Origin of the sequence: Cognatilysobacter terrigena (assembly GCF_004361065.1) — a bacterium.
Lineage (GTDB): Bacteria > Pseudomonadota > Gammaproteobacteria > Xanthomonadales > Xanthomonadaceae > Cognatilysobacter > Cognatilysobacter terrigena.
This window is the reverse complement of the sequence record NZ_SELT01000011.1, coordinates 90,650-98,096: the sequence shown is the minus strand read 5'-3', so window position 1 is coordinate 98,096 and position 7,447 is coordinate 90,650. Positions and strand designations below refer to the sequence as shown.

At 68.2% G+C, this 7,447-nt stretch carries 5 protein-coding genes; 3 read left to right on the top strand and 2 right to left on the bottom strand.

What is annotated here, in order from left to right:
• Positions 1-92: 92 nt before the first annotated feature.
• Complete coding sequence (lptG, locus tag EVS83_RS08600; RefSeq protein WP_133500633.1) at positions 93-1,196, bottom strand: LPS export ABC transporter permease LptG; 1,104 nt, start codon at positions 1,194-1,196, stop codon at positions 93-95.
• A complete protein-coding gene (lptF, locus tag EVS83_RS08595) occupies positions 1,193-2,284 on the bottom strand; it encodes an LPS export ABC transporter permease LptF (protein WP_133500632.1) in 1,092 nt (363 codons plus the stop codon). Before lptF ends, lptG begins: the two co-directional genes overlap by 4 nt.
• A 154-nt stretch (positions 2,285-2,438) precedes the next feature.
• Between lptF and EVS83_RS08590 the strand changes: the two genes are divergently transcribed.
• The 3 genes from EVS83_RS08590 (at position 2,439) to EVS83_RS08580 (ending at position 7,446) form a co-directional block, all read left to right on the top strand.
• On the top strand, positions 2,439-3,923 hold the full coding sequence (locus EVS83_RS08590; protein WP_133500631.1) for a leucyl aminopeptidase: 1,485 nt from the start codon (positions 2,439-2,441) through the stop codon (positions 3,921-3,923).
• Between the two features lie 19 nt (positions 3,924-3,942).
• Positions 3,943-4,368 (top strand): DNA polymerase III subunit chi, encoded by a 426-nt coding sequence (locus EVS83_RS08585; protein ID WP_133500630.1) that lies wholly within the window; start codon positions 3,943-3,945, stop codon positions 4,366-4,368.
• 162 nt (positions 4,369-4,530) lie between these two features.
• Positions 4,531-7,446 carry a valine--tRNA ligase gene (locus EVS83_RS08580; RefSeq protein WP_133500629.1) on the top strand — a complete coding sequence of 972 codons (2,916 nt, stop codon included), beginning with the start codon at positions 4,531-4,533 and terminating at the stop codon, positions 7,444-7,446.
• The last annotated feature ends 1 nt before the right edge of the window (position 7,447 follow it).

Below are 7,447 nucleotides of genomic sequence, written 5' to 3'. Positions count from 1 at the left end.
GGTCGCGACCCGGGCGCTACGAACTCCCGGCCCGCCGCAGCGCGGCGGGCGTTCGGGCAGGCCACGCGGCGGTGCCGCGTAGCGGCCTGCCCTCACCCCGATCGCCGGCGGAAGAGCATGCCGGACAGCGTGAGCATCAACAGCGTCGGCGCGAGGTAGGCGATGCGGTAGTCGAGCTGGAACGCCTTCGCGGCGCGGACGAACACGATCTGCGCGAGCCAGAAGCCCAGCGCGAACACGATGCCGACGAACAGGCGTCGACCGAGGCCGCCGCTGCGCAGCGTTCCGAACGCAAATGGCACGGCCGCGAGGCACAGCGCGAGCACGTTGAGCGGATAGAACCAGCGGCCCCAGTAATGCTCTTCGAACTCGTTGGCGTCGAGGCCGTTGCGTTCGCGGTATTCCATCGCGTCGCGCAGCTCGTTCGATGCGAGATAGCGCGGGCTGTCGAGATCGGCGGTGAGCGCGGCGGTGTCGAGCTTCGACGCCCACTGCTGTTCCGGAATCCGCTCGGTGCGCACGGACTTCGCGTCGAACAGCGTGCGGTTGACGTCGCGGAGCAGCCAGCTGCCGGGGCGGTGCTCGGCCACCTGCGCATGCGAGATCGACTTCAGGCGACCGTCCGCCCCGAATTCGTAGAGGCGCACGTCGCGCAGTTCGAGCCACGTCTTGCCGCTGCCGTCGCTGCGCTCCTGGCCGCCCTGCGCGTTGAGGATGACTTCGCCCTCGCGCGCCCACAGGCCCGAGTAGCGCGCCACCACGGTGTCGCGGTTCGTCGCGGTCTGCTTGACCACGTTCGACATCCGATCGCCCCACGGGCCGAGCGTCTCGCCGTTCACGACCATCAGCAGCGTGAGGAACGCGATCGCACCGGCGACGCTGATGCTGAGGCGGCGTCGCGACAGGCCGACGGCACGCAACGCCGTCAGCTCCGACGACGACGCGAGCTGCCCGAGGCCCATCAGCGCGCCGATCACGGCGGCGGTCGGGAACAGCGTGTAGGCACGACGCGGCGCGGTGTATGCGACGTGCGCGACCGCCTTGCCGAAGCCGTAGTCGCCCTTGCCGATCTCGCCGATCTCGTTGACGAGCGCGAGCATCAGGTCGAGGCCGAGCAGCACCATCCACGTCAGCAGCACGGTGCCGAGCACGGCACGCGCGACGTAGGTGTCGTGGATCTTCGGGAACGGCTTCATCGACGTGCTCCGCGCAGGCGCGGCGCGCGCACGCGGCCGTCGTTCAAGTACATCCACGCACCGAGCGCGAGCAGCGGCAGCACCAGCCACCACTGGCCGAGCGCGACCGGAATCTTGCCCTTGGTGATCCAGTTGACGCTTGCCAGCGACAGCATCGTGCCGACGAGATAGATCAGGAAACCGACAGCGATGCGGCCGAAGCGGCCTTCGCGCGGCGAGCTGCGCGCGAGCGGCACCGCGAGCAGCGCGAACGCGACGGCGAGCAACGGCGGCGCGATACGCGAATGCAGCTCGGCCTTGGCTTCGCGACGCGCGTCGGCGAGCAGCGTCGGCGTCGACAACATGCGCGGGTCGTTGGCGTCGTAGCGGCCCTTGGTGGCCGGCATCTCGGCTTCGTTGGCGCGATAGCGCATCAGGCGGTAGTCGCGGTTGACGCCTTCGCGCGGGCCTTCGACCTCGAAGCCGTCGTCGAGCACGAGGATGCGATGACCTTCGTCATCGACCTCGAGGTGACCGGTCTTCGCGGTCGTCACGTCGAGGCGGTCGTTCTTCTGGCGGTAGATGAAGACGCGCTCGAAGTGCGTGCCGTCGGTGGACATGCGGCTGACGAACACCACGCCGCCGTTGCCGATCGGGGTGAAGCGCCCGGGTTCGAGGCCGGCGACGAGCAGGTTGCGGGTCGCCGCGTTGACCATTTCCTTCGACGTCCGCTCCGCCCACGGCGCCAGCCACAGCGAGCACAGCGCGATGACCACCGCGACCGGCCCGATCAGGCCGAACAGCGGCTTCGCCATGCGTCGCGGCCCGATGCCCACCGACGCCAGCACCGGCATTTCCGAATCGCGGTAGAGCCGGCCCAGGGCGAGCATCAGGCCGAGCATCAGCGCCAGCGGCAGGATGATCGGCAGCCAGTTGAGGAACAGCAGGCCGAGCTGCGGCAGCAGCATGTCGGCGGGGACCCGGCCCTCGGCGATGTCGCGCAGCACGTCGGCGAAGACCGCACCGAAGGCCACCATCAGCAGCACCAGCGTGGTCGCCAGCGTGGCCTGTACACATTCCGAAAGCAGATAACGGTCGAATTTCAGCATTCGCACGGGCTGTTCTAGACTCGTCGTTCGTTCAACGGCCCGGCCCGGCGCTTCGGCGCGGTCGGGTGCGCGACCCGGCCATCGCCGGCGTCCTCGGCCCTCAAGGGTCGGCGATTGTACGTAAATCCCCCTTCACACCTTTCCGGAACCTTGGATGGCCCTCGAATTCGACCTGACCTCCGACGCCCCCGCATCCGTTGCCGCGGACTGCGTGATCGTCGGCGTCTTCGCTGACAAGACCCTGACGGATGCGGCGTCGGCGATCGACCGGGCCTGCGGCGGGCGCCTGTCGGCGCTGATCGAACGCGGCGACGTCAGCGGCAAGGCCGGCAAGACGGCGCTCCTGCACGACCTCGCCGACGTGAAGGCGCCGCGCGTGCTGGTGGTCGGCCTCGGCGACCAGGCCAAGTTCGCGGTGCCGCAGTACATCAAGGCCGTCGGCGACGCCGCGCGCGCGCTGAAGGTCGGCCCGATCTCGCATGCCGTGACCACGCTGCCGCAGGTGCCGGTGAAGGGCCGCGACACCGCGTGGGCCGTGCGCCAGGCGGTCACCTGCACCGATCACATCGCCTACCGCTACACCGCGACGCTTGGCGAGAAGTCGCGCGCGAAGATCGAGCCGGGCCTGACCCGCCTCACCATCGCCACCGACGACGCACAGGCGCTCGCGCAGGGCCAGGCCATCGCGGCCGGCGTGCAGTTCGCGCGCGAGCTCGGCAACCTGCCGCCGAACATCTGCAACCCCGCCTACCTCGCGCAGCAGGCGCAGGAGTTCGCGTCGCGCTTCGCGGAGTGCTCGTGCGAGGTGCTCGATCGCGAGCAGATGGAGCAGCTCGGCATGGGCTCGCTGCTGTCCGTCGCGCGCGGCTCGGCCAATCCCCCGAAGCTGATCGTCCTCAAGTACAGCGGCGGCGGCGACGCCAAGCCGTACGTGCTGGTCGGCAAGGGCATCACGTTCGACACCGGCGGCATCAACCTCAAGGTGCAGGGCGGCGTCGAAGAGATGAAGTTCGATATGTGCGGCGCGGCGACGGTTATGGGCACGTTCGTGTCCGCAGTCGGGCTGAAGCTGCCGGTGAACCTTACGGTCATCGTGCCGGCGGTCGAGAACATGCCGGACGGCAACAGCTACCGCCCGAGCGACGTGCTGACGTCGATGTCGGGCAAGACCATCGAAGTCGGCAACACCGACGCCGAAGGCCGCCTGATCCTCTGCGACGCGCTGACCTATGCGCAGCGTTTCGAGCCGGCCGCGCTGCTCGACGTCGCCACGCTCACCGGCGCCTGCGTCATCGCGCTCGGCAAGTACGCGACGGGCCTGATGTCCAAGGACGACGACCTCTCCGCCGAACTGCTCGAAGCGGGCGAGAACGTGTTCGACCGCGCGTGGCGCCTGCCGCTGTGGGACGAATACCAGTCGCAGCTCGAATCCACGTTCGCCGACGTCTACAACATCGGCGGCCGCTGGGCCGGCGCGATCACGGCGGGCTGCTTCCTCGCGCGCTTCACCGAAGGCCAGCGCTGGGCGCACCTCGACATCGCCGGCGTCGCCAACGACGAAGGCAAGCGCGGCATGGCGACCGGCCGCCCGGTCGGCCTGCTGTCGCAGTGGCTGATGGATCGCGCCGCGCAGGCGTGATCCGGACAGTCGCTGCCCCATGGCCCGTGCCGATTTCTACCTGATCACCACGCCGCGGTTCCGCTCGGAGCCGCTGCGCCTTGTGTGCGAGCTGGCGCGCAAGGCGTTCGACGCCGGCCTGCCGACGCTCGTCCTCGCCCGCTCGCAGGAGCAGGCCGAGGCACTCGACGACCTGCTCTGGGACATGGGCGACGAGGTCTACATCCCGCACCAGATCGCGGGTGCCGAAGAGGACGAGGAAGAAGCCGAAGTGCTGATCGCCTCGCCCGACGTCGATACGCCACTGCGCCCGCTGGTGATCAACCTGCGCGATGCGGCCGTCGACGGCGCGTTCGACCGCGTGCTCGAAGTGGTGCCGGCTGACGAATCTGCACGCGGCCCGCTGCGCGAACGCTGGAAGCAGTACCAGTCGCGCGGGCTGGAGCTGAAGAAGCACGACATGTGACGCGGCGGCGCATGCCGTCGCTCTCGCGTCCCACAGGCGCTCCGCGGCTCGCGGTTCGCGCCTCGGCCCCGGTATCCTGAGACCGCGGGCCCTGCCCGATCCCTTTTCCACGCCTCGCCGGTGCGCACGCGCCGCCGGCCGGCCGTTTCCCTCGATACCGCCATGTCCCTCGCCCCCGGTTACGACCCCACCCAGTTCGAGACGCGCCTCTACCAGCAATGGGAGGCGAGCGGCGTCTTCAAGCCGCGCGGCACCGGCGAGCCCTATTCGATCCTGCTGCCGCCGCCGAACGTGACCGGCACGCTGCACATGGGCCACGCATTCCAGCACACGCTGCAGGACGCGCTGATCCGCTACCACCGCATGCGCGGCTTCGACGTGCTGTGGCAGATGGGCACCGACCACGCCGGCATCGCGACCGAGATGGTCGTCTCGCGCAACCTCGCGCTCGAAGGCAAGGGCGAATCGCGCGACACGCTCAGCCGCGACGGTTTCATCGCGAAAGTGTGGGAGTGGAAGCAGAAGTCGGGCGACACGATCGAACGGCAGATGCGCCGCCTCGGCACCTCCGGCGACTGGACGCGCAGCGTCTTCACCATGGATCCGATGGCCGCCGACGCGGTGCGCGAGGCGTTCGTGCGCCTGTTCGAGGACGGCCTGATCTATCGCGGCCAACGCCTGGTGAACTGGGATCCGGTGCTGAAGACCGCGATCTCCGACCTCGAAGTCGTCAACGAGGAGGAAGACGGCTCGCTGTGGTCGATCCGCTATCCGCTCGCCGACGGCGCCACGTACGAATACGTCGAACGCGACGAGGAAGGCAACGAGACGCTGCGCGAGACGCGCGACTACCTCGTCGTCGCGACCACGCGCCCGGAGACGATGCTGGGCGACACCGCCGCCATGGTGCATCCGGACGACGAGCGCTACGCGTCGCTGCACAGCAAGTTCGTCGTGCTGCCGCTGACGGGCCGCCGCATCCCCGTCATCACCGACGACTACGTCGACCGCGCGTTCGGTACCGGCGTGGTCAAGGTCACGCCCGCGCACGACTTCAACGACTACGCGGTCGGGCAGCGCCATTCGCTGCCGCTGATCAACATCTTTACGCCAGAAGCAAAAATCATCGGCGGCGATACGCCCTCAGCAGGAATCATCGCTAAGCACCCTCTTGAGGCGGTTGAAGCGGGTGTTCGCCACGGCACGTGGCTTCATCAGATTCCTGAGCATTACCGCGGCCTCGATCGTTTCGACGCGCGCAAGGCGGTGCTCGCGGATCTCGAAGCGCAGGGCCTGCTCGTCGAAACGAAGCCGCACAAGCTGCAGGTGCCACGCGGCGATCGCACGGGCCAGGTGATCGAGCCGTACCTCACGGACCAGTGGTTCGTGAAGATGGACACACTCGGCAAGCGCGGCCTCGAACTCGCCGAGAACGGCGACGTGCGCTTCGTCCCGCCGAACTGGATCAACACCTACCGCCACTGGATGGAGAACATCCAGGACTGGTGCATCTCGCGCCAGCTCTGGTGGGGCCATCGCATTCCCGCGTGGTACGACGCGCAGGGCCGCGTCTACGTCGGCCGCGACGAAGCCGAAGTGCGCGCCACGCATTCGATCGACGCGTCCATGCCGCTCACGCAGGACACCGACGTGCTGGAGACATGGTTCTCCTCCGCGCTGTGGCCGTTCAGCACGCAGGGCTGGCCGAACGAACAGCTCATGAAGCAGCGTGGCTTCGATCGCTACGTGCCGTCGAGCGTGCTCGTCACCGGCTTCGACATCATCTTCTTCTGGGTCGCCCGGATGATCATGATGACCGACCACTTCACGGGCGAAGTCCCGTTCAAGGACGTCTACATCACCGGCCTCGTGCGCGATGCGCAGGGCCAGAAGATGTCGAAGTCGAAGGGCAACATCCTCGACCCGCTCGATCTCATCGACGGCATCTCGCTCGACGACCTCGTCGCCAAGCGCACGTCGGGCCTCATGCAGCCGAAGATGGCCGAGAAGATCGAAAAGGCCACGCGCAAGGAATTCCCGAACGGCATTCCCGCGTTCGGCGCCGATGCGCTGCGCTTCACCATCAGCGCGCTCGCCACGCACGGCCGTGACATCAAGTTCGACCTCGGCCGCGCGGAGGGCTACAAGAACTTCTGCAACAAGCTGTGGAACGCGACGCGCTTCGTGCTGATGAACACCGAGGGCTTCACCGCCTCCGGCGTGCCGCAGCCGCAGACGGATGCCGAGCGCTGGATCCTCGCGCAGCTCGCGCGCGTCTCCGCCGAAGCCGAGCAACATCTTGCCGACTACCGCTTCGACCTGCTCGCGCAGGCACTGTACGAATTCGCCTGGAACCAGTTCTGCGACTGGTTCGTCGAACTCGCCAAGCCGGCGCTCAACGGCGACGACGTGGACGCCGCGAACAGCACGCGCCACACGCTGCTGTTCGTGCTCGAGCGCCTGCTCTCGCTGCTGCACCCGCTGATTCCGTTCGTGACGGAGGAGCTGTGGCAGGCGGTCGCGCCGAAGCTCGGCGTTGCGGAGACGACGATCATGCTGCGCCCATATCCGCGCGCGGCCGAACTGCCGCAGGGCGACGCGCAGGCCGAAGCCGCGGTCGAATGGCTGAAGGCCGTGATCTCCACCGTGCGCCGCATCCGCAGCGAACTCAACGTCGCGCCGTCGAAGCAGGTGCCGCTGCTGATGGCGGAAGGCGACGCCGCGGACCGCGAACGCGCGTCGCGTTTCGACTCGCAGCTGCGCTTCCTCTGCAAGCTCGAGGCGATCGACTACCTCGACAACGCGAAGTCCGCGCCAGCGTCGGCCGCGGGCGTCGTCGGTGATCTGAAGTTGCTGGTGCCGCTCGAAGGCCTCGTCGACCTCGGCGCCGAACGCACGCGCCTCGATAAGGAACTCAAGCGCGTCGATGGCGAGATCGCGAAGGCGCAGGGCAAGCTTGCGAGCGACACGTTCGTCAGCAACGCGCCGGCCGCGGTGGTCGAACAGGAGCGCAAGCGCCTCGTCGACTGGACCTCGCAGCGCGAGGCGTTGGCCGCGCAGCGGGCAAAGCTGGGCTGAA